Source organism: Streptomyces tsukubensis (assembly GCF_003932715.1).
Taxonomy (GTDB): domain Bacteria; phylum Actinomycetota; class Actinomycetes; order Streptomycetales; family Streptomycetaceae; genus Streptomyces; species Streptomyces tsukubensis.
Genome location: NZ_CP020700.1, coordinates 1,486,861 through 1,511,012, shown reverse-complemented (window position 1 = coordinate 1,511,012; position 24,152 = coordinate 1,486,861). Strand labels below are relative to the sequence as shown.

Sequence of the window (24,152 nt, the reverse complement as noted above, 5' to 3'; positions counted from 1 at the left end):
TGATTAATTCGCTCGCATCTCCCCTCGATGTCGGGCGCGAGGGCGGGCGTTCACACAGGACGGGGGTCGTGTGTCGGAAACAGCGCAACGTACGGCGGACCATCGGCCGTACTTCTTCTTGAGTTATGCACACACACCGCGGTACGGGGCGGGGGGCCCCGACCCGGACATGTGGGTGGAGCGGCTCTTTCGCGATCTCTGCGGTCATGTGATGGCGATGACCAATCTGCCCGCCGGTGCTCCGGCAGGCTTCATGGACCGAGAGATCCGCTCGGGTGAGGGCTGGTCCGAACGGCTGGGCGATGTACTGGCGAACTGCCGGGTGTTCGTCCCGCTCTTCTCGCCCCGCTATTTCGCCAGTGAGATGTGTGGAAAGGAGTGGTACGCATTCGCTCAGCGGGCGATCTACCACCAGGCGAAGAGCAACCGCCCGGCCGAGGCGATCGTGCCCGCACTCTGGGTTCCGATGCCGCCCGAACAGCTACCGGGCCCGGCCGAACGGCTTCAGTTCAACCACCGCGCCTTCGGGGACCGTTATGTGACCGACGGGCTCTACGGCCTGATCAAACTCAGGATATTCGCCGAGGAGTACGAGGCCGCGGTCTATGAACTCGCCAAGCGCATTGTCGCCGTCGCCGATTCCACCCGTGTCACTCCCGGCAGCCCCGTCGACTACCGTCATGCGCCCAGCGCCTTCGGCCGACCCGGCGGACCGCGGCCCATGCACCTCACCGTGGCCGCCCCCACCCATCACGACCTCCCCGAGGGCCGCGCCCCGGACTACTACGGAAAACTGTCCCAGGACTGGAATCCGTACCATCCGGACTCCGCACGGCCCCTGGCCTTCATGGCCCAGGACCTGGTCCGTTCCCTCGACTACCAGGCGACGGTCTCCTCCTTCGACCACGAGACGCTGCCCGATCCGACGCAGCCGCCCGCCCGGCCGGAGATCCTGGTGATCGACCGCTGGGCGCTCGTCGACGACCGGCGCTGCAGTCGGCTGGCCGCCTTCGACGCCACCCCCCGCCCCTGGGTCACGGTGGTCGTCCCCTGGAACCGCGACGATCCCCAGAGCCGCCACTCCGAGGCGGAACTCGCCGAACGGCTGGAACGGACCATGCCCCATGCGATGAACCACGGCCGGCCCGCCTGCCGGGCGGCTGCCCGGGGCGTCTTCAGCATCGAAGCCTTCGGCCAGATCCTGCCCCAGGTCGTGGAGGCCTCGGCGCAGGAGTATCTGCGCCATGCGGAGGTCTATCCACCCGCACCACCTCCCGGGGCCGCCCGCGGCGAACGCCCCAGGCTCCGCGGCCCCATGGCCGACTACGGCACCACCCAGTACGTCCCGGACACGTTGCGTGGAACTGCCCCCGATGCGGAGGACACGGATGACAGCCAGTCGTGACGGACGCATCGTCACCTTCTACTCGTACAAGGGCGGGACGGGCCGCACGATGGCCCTGGCGAACACGGCGTGGATCCTCGCGGCCAACGGCAAGCGGGTACTCGCCGTCGACTGGGACCTCGAAGCGCCCGGACTCCACCGCTTCTTCCATCCCTTTCTGGACCCGTCCACGCTCGGGGCCACCACCGGTGTCATCGACCTGATCACGGAGTACGCCTGGGCCGCGATCACCCCCGACACCGCACGCCGCGACGGTTGGCACCGCGACTACGCCCGGATCCAGCCGCACGCGGTCTCCCTCACCCCCGAGATCCTCGGCTGGGAGTTCCCCGACGGCGGCACGCTCGACTTCGTCTCCGCGGGCAAGCAGAACCGGGAGTACTCGGCGACCGTCTCCACCTTCGACTGGGACAACTTCTACGACCGGCTCGGCGGCGGTCTCTTCTTCGACGCGCTGCGCGACGATATGAAGGCCAACTACGACTACGTCCTCATCGACAGCCGTACCGGCCTCTCCGACATCGCCGACATCTGCACCGTCCACCTCCCCGACATCCTCGTCGACTGCTTCACCCTCAGCGACCAGTCCATCGACGGCGCGGCCTCCGTCGCCCGGCAGATCGACGAACGCTACGGCGGCCGGAACATCAAGATCTACCCGGTGCCGATGCGGATCGACGAGGGCGAGAAGGAGAAGGCCGACGCCGGACGGGCACTGGCGCGGGTCAAGTTCGACCGGCTGCCCAGCGGCCTCGCCGGGGAGGAGCTGACCTCCTACTGGGGCGCGGTGGAGATCCCGTACCGCCCCTACTACGCCTACGAGGAGACCCTCGCCACCTTCGGTGACGAGGCCGGTCTGACCAATTCCCTGCTCTCCGCCTTCGAACGGCTCACCTCGGTGATCACCGAGCACGACGTCACGGCCATGCCGACCGTCGGCGAGGACACCAGGCTGCGCATCAAGGACGCCTTCACCCGCCGCCGCCCCGCGCTGCCCGCCGATCTCTTCCTCAGCTATGTGGCGGAGAACCGGATGTGGGCCGACTGGATCGAGTCGCTGCTCGCCCGGGCCGGCTTCCGGGTGGTCCCGAGGGACGTTTCGGTGGAGCGTGAACCCGGCGAGACCGGGATCACCCCGGAGACCGCCACACGTACGGTGGTGCTGCTCTCCGCCGCGTATCTGAAGTCCAGCCGGGCGGTGGAGGTCTGGTCCCGCGCGGTGGCCGACGATCCCGGGGGCGGCCGGCAGCATCTGCTGCCCATCCGGGTCGGTGACGTCCGGCTGACCACCCCGTACATCGACCGCAACCCCGTCGACCTCTTCCGGCTCGACGAGGTGCAGGCCACCAGCTCACTGCTGCGGGCGCTGGACCGTCCGGTGCAGCTGCCCGACACTTCGGCGCCCGGCCCGCGGTTCCCCGGCACCGTCCCCAAGATCTGGAACGCCCCGCCGCGGAACTCCGGCTTCACCGGGCGGGCCGTCGTCCTGGAGCGGATGCGGGACCAGCTCGGCGGCGGAATGTCGGTGGCCGCGGTGCTGCCCCAGCCGCAGACGATCTACGGACTCGGCGGCGTCGGCAAGACCCAGGTGGCCATCGAGTACGTCCACCGCTTCATGGCCGACTACGACCTGGTGTGGTGGATCTCCGCCGAGCAGGTCGACGACGTCGTCGCCAGCCTCGCCGAACTCGCCAGCAGGCTCGGGGCGCAGTCCGGCGAGGACATGGCGGCCGCCTCCCGCGAGGCCATCGACCTGCTGCGGCGCGGTGTGCCGTCGACCCGCTGGCTGCTGGTCTTCGACAACGCGGACGACCCCGAGCAGCTGAAGCGGTTCTTCCCGCCCCAGGGGCCCGGGCACATCCTGGTCACCTCCCGGAACCAGACCTGGTCGCAGTACGGCGACGCGCTGCCCATCGACGTCTTCACCCGTGAGGAGTCCATCGAACACCTCCAGCGCCGGGCCCGCGGACTGAACGACGACGACGCCGACCAGGTCGCCATGGCCGTCGGCGACCTGCCGCTCGCCGTCGAACAGGCCGCGGCCTGGATCGCGGAGACCGTGGCCCCGGTGGCCGAGTATCTGGAGCAGTTGAAGGAGCAGACCACCAGCGTTCTGGCGCTCAACCAGCCCCTGGACTATCCGCAGCCGGTCGCCGCGACCTGGAACGTCTCCATCGAACGGCTCAAGGAGCGCTCGCCTGCGGCGGTACGCCTCCTCCAGCTCTGTGCCTTCTTCGCACCCGAGCCCATCTCGGCCAACCTGCTGTACAGCAAGGAGATGATCGACGCACTCAAGCCGTACGACCCCTCCCTCCAGGAGAAGCTGGTCCTGGGCCGGGTGATCCGGGAGATCGGACGGTTCGCCCTGGCCAAGGTGGACCAGGTCAACAACAGCATCCAGGTCCACCGGCTGGTGCAGGCGGTGATCAGGGCCCAGTTGAGCGACGAGGAGCAGCAGAAGGCGCGGCACGCGGTCCACCAGGTGCTGGCCGGTTCCCGTCCCGACGACGACGAGCCCATCGACAACCCCTCCACCTGGCCGCAGTTCGCCACCATCTGGCCCCATCTGTCCACGTCGGAGGCGCGGAACTGCCGGGAGCCGGAGACCCGTAGGCTGCTGATCGACCGGGTCCGCTACCTCTGGAAGCGCGGTGACTGGGAGTCGGCGCTGGCCATCGCCACCGAGGTCCGCGAGACCTGGCGCGAGATGCTGGGCAACAACGACTACCAGTACCTCTACCTCCGCTTCCACCTCTCCAACATCCTCCGCTCCCAGGGTCGTTATGTGGAGGCGAAGGAGCTGGACGAGGTGACGCTGGACCGGCAGCGCGAGGTGCTGGGCGAAACGCATCCGCACACGTACATGACCACCAGCGGGCTCGCGATGGACCTCGGCACGCTGGGGCAGTACGGGAAGGCGATGGAGCTGGCGACCGAGGCGCACGAGGGCTTCAGCCAGATCTTCCACGAGTCCCACCCGAGGACCCTGGCCGCGGCGAACAACCTCGCGCTGAACCTGCGGATGGTCGGCCAGTACGCCCGGGCCCGCGAGCTGGACCAGGACGTGTTCGACCGGCGTACGGAGGTCCTCGGGCCGCTCCACCCGTACACCCTCTCCTCGGCGACGTCGCTCGCCCGCGATCTGCGGGAGGTCGGCCGCTACGAGGATTCGGTGGTCCTGCTGGCCCGCACCTACGATCTGCTGAAGCAGCAGCTGGGGCGGACCTTCCCGGGCACCCTGGCGGCCGCGAAGTCCCTCGCGGTGTCGCTGCGGCGGGCCGGTCAGCTGGAGGACGCGCGGCGGCTGACCACGGCCACCCGCAACCGCTACCGCTCGCAGTACTCCTCGGCCAATCCGGACTCCCTGGCCTGCGACCTCAATCTGGCGGCGGACCTGTTCGCGGCCGGGGAGCCGGTGGCGGCCCGGGATCTGGCGCAGGAGGTCGTCGACCAGTACATGGTGGTGCCGGGCGAGAAGCATCCGTACACCCTGGCCGCCATCAACAACCTGGGCATCTTCCACTGGGGCTGCGGCGATCCCGAGACCGCGGAACAACTGCTGGTGCAGGTGGTACGGAGGATGAGCGCCGTCCTCGGGGACAGCCATCCGCACTCCCTGTTCAGCACCATCAACCTCGCCAACGCCCTGGCGGACCTCGGCAATCTGGAGGAGGCCCTCCAGATCGAACAGCGGACGGTGAGCCGGCTGCGCGAGGTCCTCGGACCGCACCACCCCGAGGTGCTGGCGGTCGCCTCCAACCTCGCGGTCACGCTCGGCATGCTGGGCCGCAAGGACGAATCCGCCGTACTGCGGGCCGAGACCGTGGAGGAGCTCGGCCGGCAGCTCGGGGACGACCATGCGCTGACCCGGATCGCCCGCGACGAGCGGCGGGTGCACCGCGATCTGGAGCCGCTCGCGGTCTGAGCGCGACGGGGAACGGGAACGGAAGCGGGCCGGGACGCGGTGGCGTCCCGGCCCGCTGCCGTACTACAGCTCCTCGGTCAGCCAGGTCAGAATGCCCGGCAGGGCGTGGAGGGCGTCGAAGTGCGCGGCGGCCGGTTCGAGCACCGCCGTCGCCCCCGGGATCCGCTCGGCCAGCCAGCGCGAATGCCCGACCGGCGAGAAGACGTCCTTCTCGCCGTGCCAGAGCAGCACCGGGCAGTCGATGTCCGCCGGATCGAAACCCCAGGGACTGGAGAACGCGAGGGCGTCGTCGATCCACCCCCAGGCCGACATCCGCAGCGCCTCCTGATAGTTGCGCAGCAGCATCGAGCGGACACCCGCGTCCGCGACCACCGCCCGGTCCGAGTCCGGCAGCTCGCTGCGGAGGTCGTTGAGGAGCCTGATCGGATCCCGGCGGATCTCGTCCGAGCGCAGGGTGAACAGTTTGGTGAAGGCGACGGGATCGTCCAGCGCGGACGTGTAGGCGTCCACATTGGACGCCGCCATGCCCTCGAACCAGTCGAGACCGACCGCGTCCCGCGGCGCCAGGGTCACCAGCGCCGCCGTCCGGTCGACCCGGTCGGGCATCAGCGCCGCGCAGGCCAGGGCATGCGGTGCGCCGCCGGAGCGGCCGACCACCGAGAAACGTTCCAGCCCCAGATCGTCGGCGATGGCCAGGACGTCCTGGGCGACATCGGCGACGCTGCGCCCCGCCAGCCGGTCCGATTCGCCGTAACCGGGACGGTCGTAGGCGATGAGCTGCATCCCGCGCTGGTAGAGGACCATGCCCCGGGGGGCGGGTCCGAGCCTGCTGCCCGGGGTGCCGTGGAGCAGGAAGACCGGCCTGCCTCCCGGATCTCCCGATAGTTCCGCGATCAGATGCCGCCCGTCGTTCGTGCGCACCCGACGTCGCACCCCGACCCCCTTAGGTTGTCTTCGGTGAATGCTGCCGGGCTCGCGTGCCCGGGCACCGCGCTCCCCCTGGGCTTCGCCCGGGTGGTGTCCCCCCACTGTGTCGTCGTCAGTCGCCTACGGCCCCCTGCACCCCGGGGGCGTACCCCCGGCCTCTGCGCCCCGGGGGCGTGGTGGGCGCCCCCGCTCACCGATCCGGACCGATCCGGCCCGATCCACAGGGAACGTCCCGGCCCCCCGCCACGGAAGGCGTGACAGCCGAACACTGTGCATTCCCCGCCCTCTTGATGATTACCCATCGCGGGCCCCGGCTCAGCCGGTTTTTCCATCCCTTGGCGGCAGATTCGAGAGCGGTCCCGGCGGGATGCGCCGCTGTGCGCCGGTATTACGCCCCCGGGCCCGGTCCGCTGCCGGGTGCCGCCGTGGCGGCCGTGGCGGCTGCTCCGTGCGGCGACTCCCGTTCCGTGGCGCGCCGCCGCAGCACGGCGCAGACCATGGTCACGGCCGCCCCGCCGACCGCCCAGGCCGAGATCACCAGCATCGGGCCGAGGGCGCCGTTGCCGCGGAAGTACGCGATGGACCGGGCCGCGTAGGTACCGGCGCCCGGCGGCAGGGCGGGGCCGATGGCCCGCCAGAACGGGGGCAGCAGGGGGTACGGATAGGCGCCGCCCGCACTGGGGTTGCCGAGCACCACCACCAGCAGGATCGCCAGACCGATACCGATGATCCCGGCCAGCCCCTGGAGGGCCAGGGTGAGCGCCCCGACGGCGAACACCAGCAGGGTGCCCAGACCCCACAGGGCGGGCACGCTCCCCGGCAGCGCGTCGAGCACCGGTCCGGCGATCACCGCCCCGAGCAGTCCGGTGACGATCGCGTACAGCAGCAGCACGGCGAGCCGGATCAGGCCGCGGGCCGGGTTGGCGGGCCGGGCGCCCGCGCTGATGGCGAGGACCGCCGCGCAGAGGTAGCCGCCGACGCACCAGCCGACGACCAGATAGAAGGAGGTGAGCCCGCGGGCGTCGCCTGGGGCGTCGGGGACCACGTCCACCACGTCGACGGTACGGCCCCGGGCCTTCTCGGCCCGGGCTACGACGGCCGTCAGGGCGTCGGCCAGGGAGGCCCCGGAGGCGCTGGCCACCAGCAGGCGGTCGGGGCCCGCGGGGGAGAGGATCAGGGCGCCGTCGACGTCGCGCCGGGCGATCCGGGCGCGGGCCGTCGCCTCGTCGGGGGCGGCGGAGGGGTCGAGCGGGTCGCCGGGCAGTGCGGCCAGTTCGCGTACGGCCCGTTCGGCGGCGGCCGTGGTGGGCGCGGTGACCGCGAGCGGGATGTCCGTGGGCTTCGGCTGGTGGAAGGCGCCGATGTAGGAGGTGATGAACCCCAGCTGGAGCGCGAGCACTCCGATGATCAGCAGCGCGGCGCGGAGGCTGACCGCGTCCCTGACCTCGTCGAGGAAGCCGGGGCGCGGGTGTTTCCCGGCCGGGGCGTGGGGGGTGGGCCGGTCGCCGTCCGTGGTCCGCGTCATGGCCCCACGCTCGACGGACGGCGGGTTCGGCGCAGGCGGAAGGGGGCCGAACGGGCGAAGGGGCGCGCGGTGCCACCCCCGGGGTCCGGGTGGTCCGCCTGGCCTGGCCGTGGTGGCCCGTCCGCCGGGCGGGCGGCAGAGGTGGTGTCACGTCCGGCCCGGGTGCTTCGCCCGGCCCGGGAAGAGTGCTGTCACCGTCGCCCCCGGATGCCCCGCCGCGGCGGGAGGTGTCACGGCCGGTCCCGGGTGCTCCGGCGCGGGTTCCCTCCGCCCGTCATGCGCCCGTCTGACGCAAGCTCAGTTTTTACCGGCGCGTAACTTCCCTCCCGCGGACTACCCATGCGTAACTTGTCGTGAGCACTACATCCGCCTGAGTCGCCGGCCCCGGTGCTCCGGCCGCCCGGCCCTCCCTCCCGGGCGGCCGCCCCCACCCTCCGAGCCGCGAGGAGACCGCCCGATGCCGCTCCGGGAACGCCGTATCCGGCCCTGGGTCACCCTGCTTCTGTCCGCCCTGGTCGCGCTGGGGCCCGCCGCCCCGGTCGCCGCCGCCGGTTCCGCTTCCGCCCCCGCGCCCGCGTCCGCGGCCCCCGACCGGGGCTGGAACAACTGGTCCTGCAAGCCCTCCGCCGCCCACCCGCGGCCCGTGGTGCTCGTCCACGGCACCTTCGCGAACTCGGTCGACAATTGGCTCGGGCTCGCCCCGTACCTGGTCAACCGCGGCTACTGCGTCTACTCCCTGGACTACGGACAGCTGCCCGGGGTGCCGTTCTTCCACGGCCTCGGCCCGGTCGCCCGCTCCGCCGGACAACTGGACGCCTTCGTCGACCGGGTGCTCGCCGCCACCGGCGCCCCGAAGGCGGACCTCGTCGGCCATTCGCAGGGCGGCATGATGCCCCGCCACTATCTGAAGTTCCTCGGCGGCGCCGCCGAGGTCAACGCCCTCATCGGCATCGCGCCCAGCAACCGCGGCACCGACCTCCTCGGGCTCACCCGGCTGCTCCGGTACTTCCCCGGGGCCGAGGAGGCGATCGGTACGACAGCCCCCGCCCTCACCGACCAGATCGCCGGATCACCCTTCCTCACCCGGCTGAACGCGGGCGGCGACACCGTGCCCGGGGTCCGCTACACGGTCATCGCCACCCGCTACGACCAGGTGGTCACCCCGTACCGCTCCCAGTTCCTGACCGGCCCCGGGGTCCGCAACGTCCTGCTCCAGGACCTCTGCCCGCTCGACTTCTCCGAGCACGTCGCCGTCGGCACGATCGACCGGATCGTCTTCCACGAGGTCGCGGGCGCGCTCGACCCGCCGAACGCCCGGAAAACGGACTGCGCGTCCGTCATCGGATGACGGACGCGCAGCCGGGGTGCCGCTCAGGACGCGGCAGGGGGCAGGGGACGGTCAGCGGCCGCCGGCCGTCGACCTGCGCCGCGCCGAGGCGAACACCACACCGGCGCCGATGGCGAGCGCCAGGGCGCCGCCCGCCGCGATGTACGCGGTGCTGTTCTCGCCGCCGGTCGCCGCGAGCGCCTCGGGAGCACCCTGGCCGGCGGCCGGGGCGGCACCGTTGAGCTGCGTCTTGGCACCCTCACTGCCCTTGTGGCCCGTGTGGTTGGAGTGCTCCGCGGCATAGGCGGCGTTGCTCTTGGTCTCGGCCGCGGAGTCGCCGCCGTGACCGCCGTGGTCGACGGACGACTTCGCCGCGGTCTGCCGAATCTGCTTCTCCGACGGGGCGGCCGCCGCCGGGGCACCGCCCGTACCGCCGCCGAACACCACGTCCGAGCAGGTGTAGAAGGCCTCCGGAGAGTCCGAACGCTGGAGGACGGAGTAGATCAGATGGCGGCCCGACTTCTGCGGGACGGTGCCCTGGAAGACGAAGGAGCCGTTGACCACCGGCGGGTTGGTCACGGACGCGAAGGGCTGCGCCTCCAGGTCCGACCACTTCAGCGGCTTCGTGGGGTCGTAGCCGTCCTTGGTGATGAACAGGTCCAGCGTGCCCTTGTGGGGAGCGGTGGCACGCCACTGGAAGGTCTTCGAACCGGCGGCCATCGGCGACGACGGCCAGTCGGTGCGCGGGACGTCGAGACCCTTGTACTTGTCCCGGCCGGCGCTGCACAGCTTCCCGTCGGGGATCCGGGCCTGGTGGGCACCGGCGGGGTCGGGCAGGTTGACCTCGTTCCAGTCGTACAGCGGCTGGGTGCCGCCGGCGGCGACGAGCGCCTTGCAGGCGGCCGAGTCGGGGCTCTCCGGACCCTCCGCATGACAGGCGGCGATCCTGCTGACCGGGTCCGTCATGGTGCCGTGGGCGGCGGCGGGGACGGCCGTCAGCCCGGCCAGTGCCAGCGGCGCGAGGCCGAGCGCAGCGGCGATGGTGACCTTGCGGCGAGGGGTCATGATGACGTTCTCCTCAGGACAAACATTGGGGGGAGCCGGAGCGGCCCGGAAGGGGTGCGCAGCCCGTCGTTCACCTCTTGCGCACTGGTCCGGACCAGCCCCGGCGAGCAGCAAGCTAGCCCCTCGGAGCGCCGAAGTTCCCCGCCGTGAAGGGAAGATGACGATCCTTATCCTTGTTTTAAGGAGGCGCTAAGCGCGGGCTGAGGAAGCGGCCCCGGCCGCCGCCTCGCCCGCTCGGCACCGGCAGCGCAGGTGACGACCCGAAGCGGAGGAAGAGCGTCCATGAGCGACAAAAGCACCGTCCTGAGCCGCGAAGAACGTGAGGAGTTCCTGTCCGAACCGCATATCGCGGCCCTTTCCGTGGCCTCGGGCGACGAGGGGCGGGCACCCCTGACCCTGCCCATCTGGTACCAGTACGAACCCGGCGGCGACCTGTGGGTGATGACCGCCACGGCATCCCGCAAGGCGGAGCTGCTCACCCGGGCCGGACGCTTCTCGCTGATGGTGGACCGGCTGGTGCCCACCGTGCGGTACGTCTCCGTGGAGGGCCCGATCGTCTCCGCCGAGCCCGCCACCCCGGAGCAGCTGGAAGAGATCACCCGGCGCTATCTGCCGCCGGAGAAGGTGGCGGCCTATGTGGAGACCGCCACCGCCACGTTCGGTGACCAGACGGTGTTCAGGATGAAGCCCCAGCGCTGGCTGGCAACCGATCTGGGCGCCTGAGTCATAAGCCGGTAGAACCGGCTCCCACCTGCTGAAACGGAGCTGCGGGCGGTCCGGGCCCCGGGCTCGTCGGATGCTCAGTGGCGGCGCCCGGCGATCCGGTACCGCCGCTCGGGCCGACCCGTACCTCCGTAACGCAGGGTCACCTCCACTCGGCCCGTCTCCACGAAGTACTCCAGATACCGGCGGGCGCTGACCCGCGACAGGGACCCCGCCTCGGCGCACTCCGACGCCGACAGATCGCCCGGATGCTCCCGCAGGATGCGCTCCACCAGCTCGGCGGTGTGCGGCGCCAGCCCCTTGGGCAGTCCGCGGGCCCCCGGCGGCCGGGTGCCGAAGATCTGGTCGACGTCCTCCTGCCTGGCCTGGCCGAGCCGGTCGAAGCGGGAGCGCAGCGACGCCACGTGCCTCAGCTGCTCCTGGAGCGCGGACTGAGTGAAGGGCTTGATCAGATAGTGCAGGGCGCCCGCCCGCAGCGCGGCCCGGACCAGCCCCGCGTCCCGGGCAGCCGTGATGAACAGGGCGTCGACGGTCGCGCGCCCGGGATCCCGCTCCTCGGCCGCCCGCAGTTCGCGGAGCACGTTCAGCCCGTCCATATCGGGCAGATAGATATCAAGCAATACGAGATCAGGCCTGAGCTTCTCAGCCGCCCGCAGCGCCTCCGCGCCGTTGTGGGCCACCCCCACGACCCGGAAGCCGTCGGTGGCCGACACAAAGCGGCTGTGGAGCTTGGCGACCATGAAGTCATCGTCCACCACCAGCACATTCGTCACGGACTCACGCTAAGCCGGGACCACAATGACCACAACGTCCGTTGATTCCGGAAGAGAGACACTTTCTTAACGCGACGGCAACATGTGGGCCACCTCACACAACTCCTACCGAAAGGCGGCTCACGTGCAATTGCGCACTCCCCTCGCCCTGCTCGGGGCGGCGTTGCTGGTGCTCGTGGGGCCGCCCCTGCTCAATACGGGCGACACCTCCGACACCGGCACGAAGATCCCCGGGCTGCGGTTCATGGTCCCCAACACTCCGGGCGGGGGCTACGACATCACCGCGCGTACCGCGGCGAAGAACGCCGAGGACGCCAACCTGACCCACGACATCGAGGTCTTCAACCTCCCCGGTGCCGGAGGCACGGTCGGGCTGGCCCGGCTGGTCAGCGAGCACGGCAACGGCAAGCTGGCCATGTCCATGGGGCTCGGCGTCGTCGGCGCAGTCCACGCGAACAAGACCCCGAAGACCCTCTCCGACACCACGCCGATCGCCCGGCTCACCGAAGAGCAGGACATCGTCGTCGTCTCGAAGGACTCCCCCTACAAGACGATCCAGGACCTGCTGAAGGCCTGGAAGGAGAACCCCCGCAAGCTGACGGTCGGCGGCGGCTCGTCCCCCGGCGGGCCCGACCACCTCGCCCCGATGCTGATGGCCCAGGCGGCGGGCATCAAGCCCAAGTCCGTCAACTACATCCCCTTCGACGGCGGCGGCGAACTCCTCGCCTCCATCCTGGGCAACAAGGTCGCCTTCGGTGTCTCCGGCGTCGGCGAGTACCTCGACCAGATCAAATCCGGCGAACTGCGGCTGCTGGCGGTGACCGGCCCCAAGCGGGTGCCCGGCCTCGACGCCCCCACCCTCCGCGAGGCGGGCCTGGACACCGAGTTCACCAACTGGCGCGGCATCGTCGCACCCCCCGGCCTCTCCGAGCAGGAGCGGGCGAAGCTCGTCAGCCTCGTCGAGCGGCTGCACGCGTCGCCGCAGTGGAAGGAGTCGCTGCGCAAGCACGGCTGGGACGACGCCTTCCTCGCCGGTGACGAGTTCGGTGACTTCCTCGACGAGCAGAACAAGCGCGTCGACCAGGTGCTGAAGGAGCTGGGACTGTGAAGCCTCAGGAGACTCCCGCCGCGCAGCCGGCGGACGACGCGTCCGGCAAGGCGCCCGAGAGCCGGGGATCCTGGCTGCGCGACCACTCCGAACTCGGCGTCAGCGTGCTGCTGTTCGCCATCGGTGTGCTCGTCCTCGGCGACGCCCTCACCATGGACGTCGAGATAGCCCAGCGGGGCCCGGTCGGCCCCAAGACCGTGCCGATCGTCGTCGGCATCGGACTGCTGGTCATCGCCGTCCTGCTCGCCGTCGACGTCATGCGCGGCGGTCGCGGCGAGGCCGAGGGCGGCGAGGACATCGACCTCAGCGAACCCAGCGACTGGCAGACCGTCCTCCTTCTCGCGGGCGTCTTCCTCGCCTTCGCCGTGCTCATCGGGCCGATCGGCTTCCCCATCGCCGGAACCCTGCTCTTCTGGGGCGCCGCGTTCGCCCTCGGCAGCAGGCACTTCCACCGCGATCCGATGATCGCCGCCGTGCTCGCGCTCAGCACGTACTACCTCTTCAACAACCTGCTCGGTGTTCCGCTGCCGGGTGGCCCGCTCATGGGGGTGCTGTAGCCCGATGGATTCGTTCAACTCACTGATCGACGGCTTCGGCACCGCGCTGACGCCGATCAACCTCCTCTGGGCGGCGATCGGCGTGCTCCTGGGCACCGCGATCGGTGTCCTGCCCGGCATCGGCCCCGCGATGGCCGTCGCCCTGCTCCTCCCCGTCACCTACGGTCTCGAACCGACCGGCGCGTTCATCATGTTCGCCGGCATCTACTACGGAGCCATGTTCGGCGGCTCCACCACCTCCATCCTGCTCAACACACCCGGTGAGAGCGCGGCGGTGGTCGCTGCGATAGAAGGCAATCCGATGGCGAAAGCGGGGCGCGGCTCACAGGCGCTCGCCGCCGCCGCCATCGGCCACTTCGCCGGCGGCATGATCGGTACCGTCCTGCTGGTCGCCCTCGCGCCCAAGGTCGCCGAGCTCGCCGTCGACATCGGCGCCCCCGACTACTTCGCGATCATGGTGCTGGCGTTCATCGCCGTCACCTCCGTCCTCGGCTCCTCCCGGATCCGCGGACTGGCGTCCCTGCTCATCGGTCTGACCATCGGACTCGTCGGTCTCGACTCGATGACCGGACAGCAGCGGCTCACCTTCGGCTCGCTCCAGCTGGCCGACGGTGTGGACGTGGTCATCGTGGCCGTCGGCCTCTTCGCCATCGGTGAGGCCCTCTGGGTCGCCGCCCATCTGCGCCGCGGCGGCGCCGCGCCGATCCCGGTCGGCCGCCCGTGGCTCGGCAAGGACGACGTCAAGCGCACCTGGAAGCCCTGGCTGCGCGGCCCGTTCATCGGATTCCCGTTCGGTGCGATCCCCGCGGGCGGCGCGGAGATCCCCACCTTCCTCTCGTACGTCACCGAGAAGCGGCTCTCCAAGAACAAGGACCAGTTCGGCAAGGGCGCCATCGAGGGCGTCGCGGGACCGGAGTCGGCGGCGTCCGCATCGGCGGCGGGCACCCTGGTGTCGATGCTCACCCTCGGCCTGCCCACGACCGCGGTCGCGGCCGTGATGCTCGCCGCGTTCCAGCAGTACGGCATCCAGCCCGGACCCCTGCTCTTCGAGCGCGAGCCCGATCTGGTGTGGGGTCTGATCGCCTCCCTCTTCGTCGGCATGGTCCTGCTGCTGGCGCTGAACCTGCCGCTGGCCCCGGTCTGGGCGAAGCTGCTGCGGATCCCGCGTCCGTACCTCTACGCGGGCATCCTCTTCTTCGCCGGAGTCGGTGCCTACGCGGTCGGCGGCGAGGCCCTCGACCTGGTGATCCTGCTGATCATCGGTCTGCTCGGCTTCGGAATGCGCCGCTACGGGCTGCCGATCCTGCCCGCGGTCATCGGTGTCATCCTCGGCCCGGGCGCGGAGCAGCAGCTCCGGCGCGCCCTCCAGCTCAGCGACGGCAGCGTCTCCGGTCTGGTGAACACGGGCTTCTCCGTCACCGTGTACGTGATCATCGCGATCCTGCTGGCCTGGCCGCTGCTGAAGAAGCTCGTCCTGCGCCGTCGTAACATCACGTCATGACCCCGGATGTGAGATAACCATGGACACCCGCCCCGCCGTCCCCGCCGATGTACCCCTGGTGAAGTCCGTGACCGATGCGGCCTACCACCACTACATCGAACGGATCGGAGTCGTGCCCGCCCCCATGAAGGCGGACCACGCCGCCGATGTGGCGGCGGGGCGGGTGTTCGTCACGGGGGACCCCGTCCGGGGCGTGATCGTCCTCGTCCCCCGCGAGGACCACCTCTTCCTGGAGTCGATCGCGGTCCACCCCGAAGCCAAGGGCACCGGCCTCGGCCGGGTCCTGCTCGAACTGGCCGAGAGCCGGGCGCGGGACCTGGGCCTGAAGGAGATCCGGCTCTACACCAACGCCCTGATGTGGGAGAACCAGAATCTCTACGCCCGCCACGGCTACGAGATGACGGAGCGCCGGGTCGACGGCCCGTACGACCGCATCCACTACCGCAAACCCCTCGGCTGACCGCACCAAGGCCCGGCCCGGGTAACGGCCTACCCGAGCAGGGGCGCGAGCCCGCCGGGAGCCCCGGCCAGTTCCGCGAGTTCCTCCAGTGCCCGCAGGGCCGCCTCGGCCGCCCGCGGATCCCGCTCCGCGAGACCGCTCGCCGCGAACTCGTCCTCGTCCAGCCGCAGCACCGGCCCGCCGTCCGGCGGCACCCACAGGTCGAGGTCCAGATCCTCCACCGTCAGGACCGTGCCGTCCGTCTCCACCGGCCGGGTGATATCGCAGTACCAGCCCTTGAGCCGGCCGTCCACGGCCCGGACCTCCTTCACCGCGTACCAGCGGTCCCGCCAGTAGTGCTCGGTGAACAGGTCCCCCGGCTCGAAGCGGACGAAGCCGAAGTCCCGTACCCCGGGCGCCGCCCAGGGGGCCCGGACCACCACCCGGACCCCGTCGTCCGCGATCCGCTCCGCCGGATAAGTGATCTTGGTGCGGCCCGCCTTGGTGAGACGTACCTCCACCGCGCTGCCCGCCGCCGCCGTCATCGTGCCTCCACCGGCCCCTGCCGGGCCGTCGTACGGATGGGAATGGGGGACAATCGGGCCCGTGACCCTCATGATCGCCATCGACACCGCATCGGGTGTCGCCCCCTTCGAACAGCTGCGCGCCCGGATCGCCGAACAGGCCAGATCCGGTGCGCTGCCGGCCGGCTACAAACTGCCGACCGTCCGGGGACTCGCCGAACAGCTGGGGCTCGCCCCCAACACCGTGGCCAAGGCCTACCGGGCCCTGGAGGGCGACGGGGTCGTCGAGACCAGGGGCCGCAACGGCACCTTCGTCGCCGCCGCGGGCGACGCCGCCGCCCGTGAACTGGCCCGGGCGGCCGACGCCTTCGCCGAACGGGCCCACCGGCTCGGCGCGGCCCCCGAAGCGGCCGCGGCGGCCGTCGGGGACGCGCTGCGCGCCGCGTACGGCACCGGATCCTGACCGGACCCCGGCCCTCCGGACCGGCTCACAGATACAGGCCCGCGTCCGACGCCGTGGACTGGCCGGGGACCGTCGCCGGGGCGCTGCCCCGGCGCAGCGCGTACAGCTCGGCCAGGGTCGAACCCTCCCGGCCCACTCCCTCCGGCGTCCCCAGCCAGGCGACGGACTCCGCGTGCGACAGCGGGCCGACCTCGATCCGGGCCAGACAGCGTCCGGGGCGGACGACGGCCGGATGGAGCCGTTCGAGATCCTCGTTGGTGGTGACGCCGACGAGGATGTTGCGGCCCTGTCCGAGCAGACCGTCGGTCAGATTCAGCAGCCGGGACAGTGCCTGTCCGGTGGCGTGTTTGGCCTCGCCGCGGATCAGTTCGTCGCAGTCCTCCAGCAGCAGCAGCCGCCAGCGCTTGGCCGCGCCGTCACCGCCGTTCCCGTCCGCTGCCTCTTCGTCCTCTTCGTCTTCTTCGTCCTCCCGGCCGATGGCGATGTCCATCAGATAGCCGACGTCGTTGAAGAGCCGTTCGGGATCGAGGACGCAGTCGAACTGGCACCAGTCCCGCCAGGACCGGGCCAGCGTCCGCAGCACGGACGTCTTTCCGGTGCCCGGCGGGCCGTGGAGCAGCAGCAGCCGGCCGCTGATGTCGTCGGGTGTGAGCTTCATCAGCCCGTCGAAGGCCTCGCCGACCGGCGCCGCGTAGTTGCCGCGCACCTCCTGCCAGGAGCCCGCGGTGATCCGGCGGGTGGTGCGGCGCGGGCCGCGGGCGGGGGAGTGGTACCAGAAGCCCATCGTCACGTTCTCCGGGGACGGCTCCGGTTTGTCCGCCGCGTCCCGGGTGGCCCGCTCCAGGACCTCCCGGGCGAGCGCCGCCGAGACCGCCGTCACCGTGATGTCCGCGCCCTGCTGCCAGCGGGCGGCCAGCAGCGTCCAGCCGTCGCCCTCCGCGAGGACCGAGGTGCGGCGGTTGGTTCCGACGGACTCCCGCAGCACCCGCGCGCCCGGCGGCAGCAGCGGGGCGTCCGGGCGGACCGGGTCGATGGTGGCGGAGTGCGCGAAGGGCTGGTCGCCCGAGGCGAACCGGCTGATGAACAAGGCGTCGATGACATCGGCGGGCGAGTCGTCGTCGGTGAGGTGGAGCCGGATCGGCAGGACGTCCTGGGGGTGCGGGACTGGCATGCGGCTTATGATCCGTCACCGGCGCGCGCCGCGCACCGCCTTTTGCCGCCGCCGGGGTGTTGGCCGATACGAGCCGGGGCCCGGGCCGCCGCAGGTCAGCGGGGCCCGGATCCGCCCGCGGCCGCCTCCCGCAGCAGCGTCGCCGCCCGGCGGGTGCGGCGCACGGCCGCGTACCCCTTGGTGAGCACCCGGTCCCCGGCGAAGGTACGGCCGATGGTCCGGCCCTCCACGATGCGGGTGAACTCGTCGATTCCGGTGCGGCGGCGGACGGTCAGCCGTTCGACCGCGTACGGGCCCTGGGCGGGCCGGGCCAGTCCGTTGCCGACCGCGAAGGCCTGGGCGAAGCCCGCCGCGCGAACCGTTTCCCGGACCCGGCGGCTGGAGTAGCCGTAGGGGTACGCGAAGGAGCGGGGCACCTCGCCCAGCTCCCCCGCGACGACGTCCCGGCAGTGCTCGGTCTCGAACCGCAGCCGCGCGTCGTCGATCTGGTCCATCTGCGGATGGCTGTGGGTGTGGCCGCCGATCTCGCAGCCCGCCGCGGCCAACTCCCGGACCTGGTCCCAGTCGAGCATGGTGTCGAGGGCGCCGCCCTCCTCGTGGGCCCCGCGCAGCCAGCCCGTGGAGACGAAGAGGGTGGACGCGAAACCGTGCTCGGCCAGTACCGGCAGGGCGTGCCGGTGCACGCCCTCGTACCCGTCGTCGAAGGTGATCAGCACCGGACGGGCGGGCAGCGGCCTGCGGTCGCCGGACCGCCAGGCCGCGCCCAGTTCGGCCGTGGTCACCGGGGTGAGACCGCGTTCGGCGAGGACCGCCATCTGCTCGGCGAAGGCCGCGGGGGTGACGGAGAGCCCGTAGGTCTCCTTCGCCGGGGCGTCGGCCACCGCGTGGTACATCAGTACGGGAACGGGCGTGTTCATACGGTACGGGTCTCCCCGGTCGTGTCGGTCCGGCCTGCCGGGGCCTCGTGGTCGCCGGGCAGGGGCGCGATCGGCCCCGAGGAGAAGGTGACCTCGCCCCGGCGGGCGCGGAGGGTCCCCAGGGCGTAGCCCCCGGCGGCGGCCGCGACCCCGGTGACGATCGCCCCGGCCCGGCCCGCGCCGCCCCGGCGGCCCCGGGCCGCGTCCCGCAGCCCCCGGACGACTCCGGCGGGCAGCACGCGTGTGGTGTAACGGCGCTCGGACTCCAGCCCCTTGCCCGCGCCCACGCTTCTGGCGACCAGCGCCTTGGAAAGGCCTTCGGCATAGGTGCGGGTACGGAAGTAGGCGAACCGCTCCCGGACCGCGGGCACCTTGTGGTGGATGACCGCCCGGTCGTCGATCAGCAGCACCGCCTCCGGCAGGGCTTTCGACAGCCGGATGCACAGCTCGGTCTCCTCGCAGCCCAGCGGCCGCTTGTCGCCGTCGCGGCCGATGCCGGTGGCGAACCCTCCGGCGGCGTCGAAGGCCGTGCGCCGGAAGGAGGCGTTGCCGCCGAGGACGTTGCGGACCCGCACCTTGCCGGGGGGCAGGCCCCGGTAGGTGCAGCCGACGACCCAGTCGAACTCCTCGGGGAACCAGTCCGGGCGGCGGCCGGAGGCCCAGGCCGCGTCGGTCCGCCCGCCGACGGCCACCACCGCCGGGTCGTCGTAGCCCTCGGCGAAGACTCGCAGCCAGTCGGGCTCGGCCACCGCGTCGTCGTCGAGGAACGCGATGAACTCGCCGCGGGCCGCCGCGATGCCGGTGTTGCGCCCGGCGGACAGACCGCGGGGCCCCGCGTTGGGGAGCACCCGGACCGCGGCGCCCTCCGGAAGGTCCGGGGCGCCGGGCACGTACTCCTTGTACTCCCGGGCGAGCCGGTCGAGGAGCGCCGGATTGTGGTCGACGACCAGCAGCGTCTCCAGGGCGGGCAGCGACTGGGCGCGGACCGAGGCGACGGCTTCGAGGATGTCGTCCCAGCGGTCCTCGGTATAGACGCAGACGACCACCGAGAAGCGGCGGCCGTCGTCCGTGCGAGGGTCCCGCGGGGCGTCGGAGGCCGGAACCTCGGGTGCCGGGCCGGCGCCCTCGCTCACGAAGCCTCCCCGCGCGCGGCCCGGACCCCGGGTCCGCCCGCGGCGCGGCGGCGGTCCGCGCGGGTGACGCCCTTCTCCTTCAGGATGACCCGCAGCACGCGCAGTCCGTCGCGGACGGCGCTGAGGTTGCTGACGCCGTGGATACGGACGTACTCGTGGCTCGGCACCTCCTGCACCCGCAGTCCGGCCTTGACGACGCGGATGTTCATCAGGGTCTCTATCTCGAAGCCGGTGCAGTCCAGGCTGATGTCGTCCAGGCAGTGCTTCCAGAAGGCGTTGTAGCCGTAGCACAGGTCGGTGTAGCGGGCGCCGAACTTGGCGTTGACCGTGGCGCACAGGACCCGGTTGCCCAGCTTGCGGATGAAGGTCATGTCGTCGGTGCCGCCGCCGTTGGCGAAGCGGGAGCCCTTGGCGAAGTCGGCGCCGGAGACCAGGGCGGAGACATAGGAGACGATCTCGTTGCCGTCGGCCGAGCCGTCCGCGTCGACCATCACGATGATGTCGCCGGTGCAGGCGGCGAACCCGCTGATGAGGGCGTCGCCCTTGCCCTTGCCCTCCTGGGTGACGACCTTGACGTCCGGCCACAGCTGCCGGGCGACCTCGACGGTGTCGTCGGTGGAGTTGCCGTCGACGAGCACGACCTCGTGAATCCAGTCGGGCAGCGTCTTGAAGACGTGCGGGAGGTTCTGCGCCTCGTTCATCGCCGGGATCACCACGCTCACCGGCGGGGCGATCGCCAGATGCGAGGAGACCGGGCGGTAGCGTCTGGCGGCGCTGCCGTCGAAATCGCCGGCCGGATCCCCGCCCGACCCCGGCTCCGTGCGCAGGCCGGTGCCGCCGTCGGGGCCGGGGCCCTGTTCGGCAGTCGTCGGAACGTGCCCCGGGTCGGCCGGGCGCAGAACTGAACTCATTGGATTGTTTCCCTCTCCACCGGTTGGACCGCCCGCGCCCGGGCGGCCCGGGGACGCATGTCCGGTTTAAAGGGGGGTCATTTCTCGCTCGGCCACGACGGCAGCGACACTCCGCTCCATGGGTCGAGTTGCAGAACCGGCCGCGCGGTACGCCTCGGTACGCAGTCGATGACGAGCACGCAAACGAGTACGTGAACCGGGCACGGCACCCCCCTACCGCGCCCACCCGCTCCGAGCCGTCGCGGCGCGCGAGCCCTCCCCTTGAGCCGCTTCGTGATGACTGAAAGCGAGTGGTTGTCTGACGGTATTGATGTTGGCGACTGTATGACAAGCCCAGGAACGTGAACTTGGTTTTTGCATTCTTGAGACCAATTGAGCGGTCAGCGGTGCATCTGTTCCGGCGTGGACCGTTCGTTCCTCCGGTCCGCTGCCGTCCGGAGGAACAACAGTGCGGTGACAGTCACGATAACCGCCACGGATGAACGGGCCGACAGCACCTCCAGTCCGGACAGCACCGCCGCGGCTCCGAGGTCGATCGCCCCGGCCCCGGCGGCGGCGATCGCGGCCCGCGCTCCGGGCTCCAGTCCGCGCAGCAGCGCGAAGAGCCCGGCGGCCGGGGCGGCGAAGAGGAGGAACAGGGCGAAGGGTGCGCGAAGGGGTGAATCGCTGCCCAACACGGCCAGTACGGCGCCGGTTCCGGCCAGGGCGCACGCCGCTCCGGCGAGGATCGGCGGAAGGTCGTTCCCGATCGTCGAGGGTGTGTCGTCGTGGTCCCGCATGGGCGGTTGTGCTCCCGGGCAGCCTGGGGTGGAGCCCTACATGCTGAACCGCGGTTGATCCCACGTCAAGAAAAGCGGCGAGAGTGACCAATCTCTCTTGTCATGGACATTTTCATTTCATCGGACCGGTACCACGGTTGGCGCAGCGATCCTGCCCAAGGGGAGATTCCATGAGACTGACCCGTATCGCGAAGCTCTCGTCCACTCTTCTGCTCGGCGCCCTGCTCGCGGTCGCCGGTGCCGCCCCGGCGCAGGCCGGGACGGCGGCCGCCCCCGTCGACTACGTGGCGCTCGGCGACTCCTACTCGTCGGGGGTCGGCGCGGGCGACTACGACGGCGCCAGCGGCAACTGCAAGCGCAGCAACCGTGCGTACCCGAAGCTCTGGGCAGCCGCGAACGCCCCCTCCTCGTTCGCCTTCACCGCCTGCTCCGGAGCCCGGACCAGTGATGTCACGGCGAACCAGCTCGGCCCGCTGAACTCCGGCACCGATCTCGTCTCCCTCACCGTCGGCGGCAACGACGCGGGCTTCTCCGACGTGATGACGACCTGTGTCCTCCAGTCCGAGTCCGCCTGTATCAACCGGGTCAACCAGGCCAAGGCGTACGTCGACTCCACCCTGCCCGGCCGGCTCGACAGCGTGTACGGGGCGATTCGCGCCAAGGCGCCCGCCGCCCGGGTCGTCGTCCTCGGCTACCCCCGCTTCTACCAGCTCGGCGGCGGCTGCCTGCTCGGGCTGAGCGAGAACGAGCGGGCCGCGATCAACGGCGCGGCCGACCACCTCAACACCGCCGTCGCCAAACGCGCCGCGGACCACGGCTACACCTTCGGCAGCGTCGTCCCCGCCTTCACCGGGCACGAGATCTGCTCGCCCGCGCCGTGGCTGCACAGCGTCAACTGGACCAACATCGGGGACTCGTACCACCCGACCGCGGCCGGGCAGTCCGGCGGCTATCTGCCCGTCTTCCGCTCGAACGCCTGACCTCTGATGCCTGGTAGGGGGTACGGCGCCGGGCCCGCGGGTCCGGCGCCGTACCGTCACCCGCCCGGATCACCGGCCGCCGGTGTCGCCGCCCGCTCCGTCCGCCGCGGTGCTCGCCGATGAACCGTCGGGCGACGACGGCGGCGTCCGTTCACAGCTCACCGTGAACGCGGCCCACTCGGAACGTGCCACGACCGGATTCCGGACCTCCACCCGGATCCGGTCGCGGAGCGTCTCGCCGTCGCGGTAGGCGGAGACCGTGAACTCCGCCGTCCGCTGCCGGGCCCCGTCCCGCCCGAAGGAGAGGGTCCGCCACCGGTCGTCCCCGGCGGTGCCGCTCTCGGTGGCCCAGCGGTACTCGACCACGGCCGGGGTCCGTCCGACCGTGATCCGCGCCCGGAAGGCCGGGGCTCCGGAGTCCGGCGGAGGGCAGCTGCCGCTCCAGTGGTTCCGTACCGCTTCTACGGTGACCGTCACCGTCTGCCGGGTCTCCCGCGACGGCGACGTCCCGCCGGTGGTGCTCTGCTCGGTGGCTCCCGTGCCGCCGGGCGCGGCCGCCGTACCCGGTGACCCCGGTGGCCCCGGTGAACCTGCAGTGCGGGCCGCGGATGTCGACGTACCGCCGGACCGGCCGTCACCGCCGCCGTCTCCCTTGAGGCCGTCGACGAGCGCCCACGCCAGCCCGGCCGCGGCGACCACCGCGAGCGCCGCCCCCGCCGCGAGCACGGCGGGCGACCGCCTGGCCGGGCCGGGACCGTCCCCGCCGGACTGCGGTACGGGGGCGGTGGCCGCCGCCGCGGAACCTGCGGGTGCGGGGACGGGGGATGCGACCGGCACCGGCACCGGACCCCGTACCGGAGTCGCCGTGGTGACGGTCGGCGCGTACGGCCCCGACGGCGCCGTCCGGGGAGCCGCGCCCCCGGCGCCCACCACCCGCAGCGCCCTCGCGGCCTCGGCGGCCGCAGGCCGTTCCGCCGGATCCTTCCGCAACAGCCCGGCGAGCACCGGCGCCAGCTCCCCGGCCCGCCGGGGCGGCGGCAGCTCGTCCTCCACCACGGACCGCAGGGTGTTCAGCGCCGTGTCCCGCCGGAACGGCGACCCGCCCTCCACCGCCGTGTACAGCAGCACCCCCAGCGACCACAGGTCCGACTCCGGACCCGGGGTCCGTCCGAGGGCACGCTCGGGCGCCAGGAACTCGGGGGAGCCGACGAGTTCACCCGTCATGGTGAGCTGGGGGGTGCCCTCCAGGGTCGCGATGCCGAAATCGGAGAGCACCACCCGCCCGTCGTTGCCGATCAGGACGTTCCCCGGTTTCACATCGCGGTGCAGCACCCCGGCGTCATGGGCGGCCATGAGCGCCGCCAGTACATCGGCGCCGATCAGTGCGGCCCGCTGCGGGGTGAGCGGGCCCTCGGCGGCGAGCACCTCGGCCAGCGACAGGCCCCGCACCAGCTCCATCACGATCCACGGCCGTTCGCCGTCGTCCCCTCCGCCGCTGCTTCCTCTGTTTTCCGCGCCGCTCGGAGCGCCCGTGCTGCTCGGAGCGCCCGTGCCGCCGCGGTCGAACACGACGTCGTACACCGTCACCGCATTGCGGTGCGTGATCCGGCCCGCGGCCCGGGCCTCGCGCTCCAGCCGGGCGTACAGCCGCCGGATCTCCGCGGTGCCGAGCCCGGCCGGGGCGCGTACCTCCTTGACGGCCACATCGCGGCCCAGCACCTCGTCCCGGGCGCGCCACACCACGCCCATACCGCCTTCACCCAGGGGGACGTCCAGCCGGTACCGGTCGGCGACGAGTCGGCTTCCGTGCATCAGGACTCCCATCCGTAACAGCGGAGGTGCGGCGGCGCACGGCATCCCGGAACCCCGCCGAAAGCCCTCCCCGGAACCCAAGGGAAACCCTTCCAAGTTAGCCGGAATCCGGCCCGCTGCCGCCCCCTCGGAACGCACTGGGCGACCGCCGCGAGTCTGCTGTGAGGGCGATCACTTCCTGCCTCTG

Annotated in this window: 21 protein-coding genes; 10 read left to right on the top strand and 11 right to left on the bottom strand. The window is 71.6% G+C overall.

Translation table 11 applies throughout. The annotated features are described in order from the left end of the window. Positions 1-70: 70 nt before the first annotated feature. Together B7R87_RS05280 and fxsT are read left to right on the top strand one after the other, a co-directional pair. A complete protein-coding gene (locus B7R87_RS05280; RefSeq protein ID WP_157997767.1) occupies positions 71-1,405 on the top strand; it encodes a TIR-like protein FxsC in 1,335 nt (444 codons plus the stop codon). Further along, positions 1,389-5,330 (top strand): FxSxx-COOH system tetratricopeptide repeat protein, encoded by a 3,942-nt coding sequence (fxsT, locus tag B7R87_RS05275; RefSeq protein ID WP_006350119.1) that lies wholly within the window; start codon positions 1,389-1,391, stop codon positions 5,328-5,330. The genes B7R87_RS05280 and fxsT overlap by 17 nt, the downstream gene beginning before the upstream one ends. Before the next feature lie 63 nt (positions 5,331-5,393). Here the strand turns inward: fxsT and B7R87_RS05270 are convergent, their stop codons facing one another. Both B7R87_RS05270 and B7R87_RS05265 read right to left on the bottom strand, forming a co-directional pair. Then, on the bottom strand, positions 5,394-6,263 hold the full coding sequence (locus B7R87_RS05270) for an alpha/beta fold hydrolase (protein WP_100249259.1): 870 nt from the start codon (positions 6,261-6,263) through the stop codon (positions 5,394-5,396). Between the two features lie 382 nt (positions 6,264-6,645). Next, entirely contained in the window at positions 6,646-7,782 is a 1,137-nt protein-coding gene (locus B7R87_RS05265) for a YhgE/Pip domain-containing protein (RefSeq protein ID WP_006350121.1), read from the bottom strand. Between the two features lie 457 nt (positions 7,783-8,239). On the opposite strand from B7R87_RS05265, the gene B7R87_RS05260 reads away from it, so the two are divergent. Then, complete coding sequence (locus B7R87_RS05260; protein WP_006350122.1) at positions 8,240-9,130, top strand: esterase/lipase family protein; 891 nt, start codon at positions 8,240-8,242, stop codon at positions 9,128-9,130. Between the two features lie 51 nt (positions 9,131-9,181). Here B7R87_RS05260 and B7R87_RS05255 read toward each other — a convergent pair whose 3' ends face one another. Continuing rightward, entirely contained in the window at positions 9,182-10,174 is a 993-nt protein-coding gene (locus tag B7R87_RS05255; RefSeq protein WP_130585429.1) for a lytic polysaccharide monooxygenase auxiliary activity family 9 protein, read from the bottom strand. A 282-nt stretch (positions 10,175-10,456) separates the two neighbouring features. Between B7R87_RS05255 and B7R87_RS05250 the strand changes: the two genes are divergently transcribed. Next, complete coding sequence (locus B7R87_RS05250) at positions 10,457-10,897, top strand: pyridoxamine 5'-phosphate oxidase family protein (protein WP_006350124.1); 441 nt, start codon at positions 10,457-10,459, stop codon at positions 10,895-10,897. Positions 10,898-10,974: 77 nt separating this feature from the next. On the opposite strand, the gene B7R87_RS05245 is transcribed toward B7R87_RS05250, so the two are convergent. Further along, on the bottom strand, positions 10,975-11,661 hold the full coding sequence (locus B7R87_RS05245) for a response regulator (RefSeq protein ID WP_006350125.1): 687 nt from the start codon (positions 11,659-11,661) through the stop codon (positions 10,975-10,977). Positions 11,662-11,794: 133 nt separating this feature from the next. Here B7R87_RS05245 and B7R87_RS05240 point away from each other — a divergent pair, with 133 nt between their 5' ends. From B7R87_RS05240 to B7R87_RS05225, 4 genes are read left to right on the top strand one after another with little or no spacing between them, the layout of a single operon-like run. Next, positions 11,795-12,778: a Bug family tripartite tricarboxylate transporter substrate binding protein gene (locus B7R87_RS05240; RefSeq protein WP_040916741.1), complete on the top strand. Its 984-nt coding sequence runs from the start codon at positions 11,795-11,797 to the stop codon at positions 12,776-12,778. Beyond that, positions 12,775-13,335 carry a tripartite tricarboxylate transporter TctB family protein gene (locus tag B7R87_RS05235; RefSeq protein WP_006350127.1) on the top strand — a complete coding sequence of 187 codons (561 nt, stop codon included), beginning with the start codon at positions 12,775-12,777 and terminating at the stop codon, positions 13,333-13,335. Before B7R87_RS05240 ends, B7R87_RS05235 begins: the two co-directional genes overlap by 4 nt. A gap of 4 nt (positions 13,336-13,339) precedes the next feature. Continuing rightward, positions 13,340-14,836 carry a tripartite tricarboxylate transporter permease gene (locus B7R87_RS05230; protein ID WP_006350128.1) on the top strand — a complete coding sequence of 499 codons (1,497 nt, stop codon included), beginning with the start codon at positions 13,340-13,342 and terminating at the stop codon, positions 14,834-14,836. A 19-nt stretch (positions 14,837-14,855) separates the two neighbouring features. Continuing rightward, entirely contained in the window at positions 14,856-15,296 is a 441-nt protein-coding gene (locus B7R87_RS05225) for a GNAT family N-acetyltransferase (RefSeq protein ID WP_006350129.1), read from the top strand. Positions 15,297-15,325: 29 nt separating this feature from the next. Here B7R87_RS05225 and B7R87_RS05220 read toward each other — a convergent pair whose 3' ends face one another. Further along, positions 15,326-15,820, bottom strand: a complete 495-nt coding sequence (locus tag B7R87_RS05220; RefSeq protein ID WP_006350130.1) for a DUF402 domain-containing protein — start codon at positions 15,818-15,820, stop codon at positions 15,326-15,328. A gap of 61 nt (positions 15,821-15,881) precedes the next feature. On the opposite strand from B7R87_RS05220, the gene B7R87_RS05215 reads away from it, so the two are divergent. Beyond that, positions 15,882-16,262, top strand: coding sequence for a GntR family transcriptional regulator (locus B7R87_RS05215; protein WP_130585430.1), 381 nt, complete (start codon positions 15,882-15,884; stop codon positions 16,260-16,262). 25 nt (positions 16,263-16,287) lie between these two features. Here the strand turns inward: B7R87_RS05215 and B7R87_RS05210 are convergent, their stop codons facing one another. The 5 genes from B7R87_RS05210 to B7R87_RS05190 all read right to left on the bottom strand — a co-directional run bounded on the left by B7R87_RS05210 (position 16,288) and on the right by B7R87_RS05190 (position 21,173). Continuing rightward, positions 16,288-17,433: a DUF5925 domain-containing protein gene (locus B7R87_RS05210; protein WP_006350132.1), complete on the bottom strand. Its 1,146-nt coding sequence runs from the start codon at positions 17,431-17,433 to the stop codon at positions 16,288-16,290. 95 nt (positions 17,434-17,528) lie between these two features. Then, complete coding sequence (locus tag B7R87_RS05205) at positions 17,529-18,350, bottom strand: polysaccharide deacetylase family protein (RefSeq protein ID WP_130585431.1); 822 nt, start codon at positions 18,348-18,350, stop codon at positions 17,529-17,531. Beyond that, positions 18,347-19,396 (bottom strand): glycosyltransferase family 2 protein, encoded by a 1,050-nt coding sequence (locus B7R87_RS05200; protein WP_130585440.1) that lies wholly within the window; start codon positions 19,394-19,396, stop codon positions 18,347-18,349. Before B7R87_RS05200 ends, B7R87_RS05205 begins: the two co-directional genes overlap by 4 nt. An 83-nt stretch (positions 19,397-19,479) precedes the next feature. Then, a complete protein-coding gene (locus B7R87_RS05195; protein WP_006350133.1) occupies positions 19,480-20,394 on the bottom strand; it encodes a glycosyltransferase family 2 protein in 915 nt (304 codons plus the stop codon). 380 nt (positions 20,395-20,774) lie between these two features. Next, the gene (locus B7R87_RS05190) at positions 20,775-21,173 is read right to left on the bottom strand and encodes a hypothetical protein (RefSeq protein WP_006350134.1); all 399 of its coding nucleotides are present in this window, start codon (positions 21,171-21,173) and stop codon (positions 20,775-20,777) included. A 170-nt stretch (positions 21,174-21,343) separates the two neighbouring features. On the opposite strand from B7R87_RS05190, the gene B7R87_RS05185 reads away from it, so the two are divergent. After that, complete coding sequence (locus B7R87_RS05185; RefSeq protein ID WP_006350135.1) at positions 21,344-22,153, top strand: SGNH/GDSL hydrolase family protein; 810 nt, start codon at positions 21,344-21,346, stop codon at positions 22,151-22,153. Between the two features lie 69 nt (positions 22,154-22,222). Here B7R87_RS05185 and B7R87_RS05180 read toward each other — a convergent pair whose 3' ends face one another. Beyond that, the gene (locus B7R87_RS05180; RefSeq protein WP_130585432.1) at positions 22,223-23,965 is read right to left on the bottom strand and encodes a serine/threonine-protein kinase; all 1,743 of its coding nucleotides are present in this window, start codon (positions 23,963-23,965) and stop codon (positions 22,223-22,225) included. Positions 23,966-24,152: the final 187 nt, after the last annotated feature.

Coding starts and splice junctions, on each gene's coding strand:
- B7R87_RS05210 (WP_006350132.1), bottom strand. CDS start 17,433: ATGCCAGTCCCGCACCCCCAGGACGTCCTGCCGATCCGGCTCCACCTC.
- B7R87_RS05260 (WP_006350122.1), top strand. CDS start 8,240: ATGCCGCTCCGGGAACGCCGTATCCGGCCCTGGGTCACCCTGCTTCTG.
- B7R87_RS05220 (WP_006350130.1), bottom strand. CDS start 15,820: ATGACGGCGGCGGCGGGCAGCGCGGTGGAGGTACGTCTCACCAAGGCG.
- B7R87_RS05250 (WP_006350124.1), top strand. CDS start 10,457: ATGAGCGACAAAAGCACCGTCCTGAGCCGCGAAGAACGTGAGGAGTTC.
- B7R87_RS05225 (WP_006350129.1), top strand. CDS start 14,856: ATGGACACCCGCCCCGCCGTCCCCGCCGATGTACCCCTGGTGAAGTCC.
- B7R87_RS05255 (WP_130585429.1), bottom strand. CDS start 10,174: ATGACCCCTCGCCGCAAGGTCACCATCGCCGCTGCGCTCGGCCTCGCG.
- B7R87_RS05190 (WP_006350134.1), bottom strand. CDS start 21,173: ATGCGGGACCACGACGACACACCCTCGACGATCGGGAACGACCTTCCG.
- B7R87_RS05205 (WP_130585431.1), bottom strand. CDS start 18,350: ATGAACACGCCCGTTCCCGTACTGATGTACCACGCGGTGGCCGACGCC.
- B7R87_RS05265 (WP_006350121.1), bottom strand. CDS start 7,782: ATGACGCGGACCACGGACGGCGACCGGCCCACCCCCCACGCCCCGGCC.
- fxsT (WP_006350119.1), top strand. CDS start 1,389: ATGACAGCCAGTCGTGACGGACGCATCGTCACCTTCTACTCGTACAAG.
- B7R87_RS05180 (WP_130585432.1), bottom strand. CDS start 23,965: ATGCACGGAAGCCGACTCGTCGCCGACCGGTACCGGCTGGACGTCCCC.
- B7R87_RS05230 (WP_006350128.1), top strand. CDS start 13,340: ATGGATTCGTTCAACTCACTGATCGACGGCTTCGGCACCGCGCTGACG.
- B7R87_RS05185 (WP_006350135.1), top strand. CDS start 21,344: ATGAGACTGACCCGTATCGCGAAGCTCTCGTCCACTCTTCTGCTCGGC.
- B7R87_RS05195 (WP_006350133.1), bottom strand. CDS start 20,394: ATGAGTTCAGTTCTGCGCCCGGCCGACCCGGGGCACGTTCCGACGACT.